This window comes from Sphaerochaeta sp. UBA5836 (assembly GCF_002432845.1).
Classification (GTDB): Bacteria; Spirochaetota; Spirochaetia; order Sphaerochaetales; family Sphaerochaetaceae; genus Sphaerochaeta.
Map to the genome: position 1 here is coordinate 41,302 of NZ_DJGW01000096.1, position 1,183 is coordinate 42,484.

The window sequence follows — 1,183 nt, forward strand, 5'->3', positions numbered from 1 at the left end:
ATTATCCGCAAGGACGGGACCTATCAGGTCATCGATGCGCCAGAGAAGGAATTTGTCGGCAAGGGGTTGCTCTACTGCGGATATGCAGACAAGAGTGAGCTTGCAAAGCTTGTGTTCTCGGTCATCTATCAGGAGAAAACGTACAAGTATCTCTTCCTCAAGCGTTGCCAGATTGTCAGTTACCAATTGAAAAAGGTCTATCCCTTGCTGCCTGAAGGCAACTTCAAACTGGTCAAGCTCAGCACCTATGCAAACGCCGAGCTGACGCTCACGTACAAACCCAAGCCGGGCCTGAGGATTCTTGAGGAGAAGTTCTATTTCTCCGATTACCTGGTGAAGAGCGTGAAGGCGAACGGGGTGAGGATTTCTGTGAAGGAAGTCGCTTCCTTGAAACTGAGATCGGTGAAGGAAGTGGTGCATGCCAATACTGCGGAGCCTACCCTGTTCGATGATGAGAATCAGGAGGAATGATGGCTGTCAAGGATAGGATTCTCTATGAGGATAATCATCTGATCATCATCAACAAGCTGTGCGGTGAGTTGGTGCAGGGGGATGCAACCGGGGACGAAACGTTGGCCGATCAGGTCAAGGAGTACCTGAGGGTGACTTACGCCAAGCAGGGCAACGTGTATCTGGGCATCCCCCATCGTTTGGACCGCCCCACCAGCGGCATCGTTGTCTATGCCAAGACCGAGAAGGCCTTGATCCGTCTCAATGAGCTGTTCAAGGGCAGTTCGGTGAAGAAGACCTACTGGGCGATTGTAGATCGTATGCCCAACCAAACCGAAGGTACGTTGGTCCACTACATCATCCGCGATACCAAGACAAACAAGAGTGTGGCGCTCTCGGTGGAGAAAAATGGCGGCAAGCTTGCCAAACTCGATTACCAGATGATTGCAGCCTCCAAGAACTACTTCCTTGTGGAAGTGAATCTGCATACCGGACGTCATCACCAGATCAGGGCGCAGTTTGCAGCCATCGGTCTGCACATCAAGGGAGATCTCAAGTATGGAGCCGCCCGGTCCAATCCCGATGGCGGCATCTGCCTGCATGCGCGCTCCATTTCCTTCACCCATCCGGTGAAAAAACAACAAATCACCATCACGGCAGCTCCGCCTGATGATGCGCTGTGGAATGCCTTCGTTTCAGATAGACACTGAAAATTCCTGCCGAAAGCGGCAAT

Annotated in this window: 1 protein-coding gene and 1 pseudogene; both read left to right on the forward strand. The window is 52.0% G+C overall.

Annotated features, from left to right (window positions below; genetic code table 11):
• Nucleotides 1–471: pseudogene (locus B3F49_RS09065) on the forward strand (DNA topoisomerase IV subunit A); the annotation flags it as partial.
• On the forward strand, nucleotides 471–1,160 hold the full coding sequence (locus tag B3F49_RS09070) for an RluA family pseudouridine synthase (protein WP_293910555.1): 690 nt from the start codon (nucleotides 471–473) through the stop codon (nucleotides 1,158–1,160). The pseudogene B3F49_RS09065 and the gene B3F49_RS09070, both read left to right, overlap by 1 nt.
• Nucleotides 1,161–1,183 lie beyond the last annotated feature (23 nt).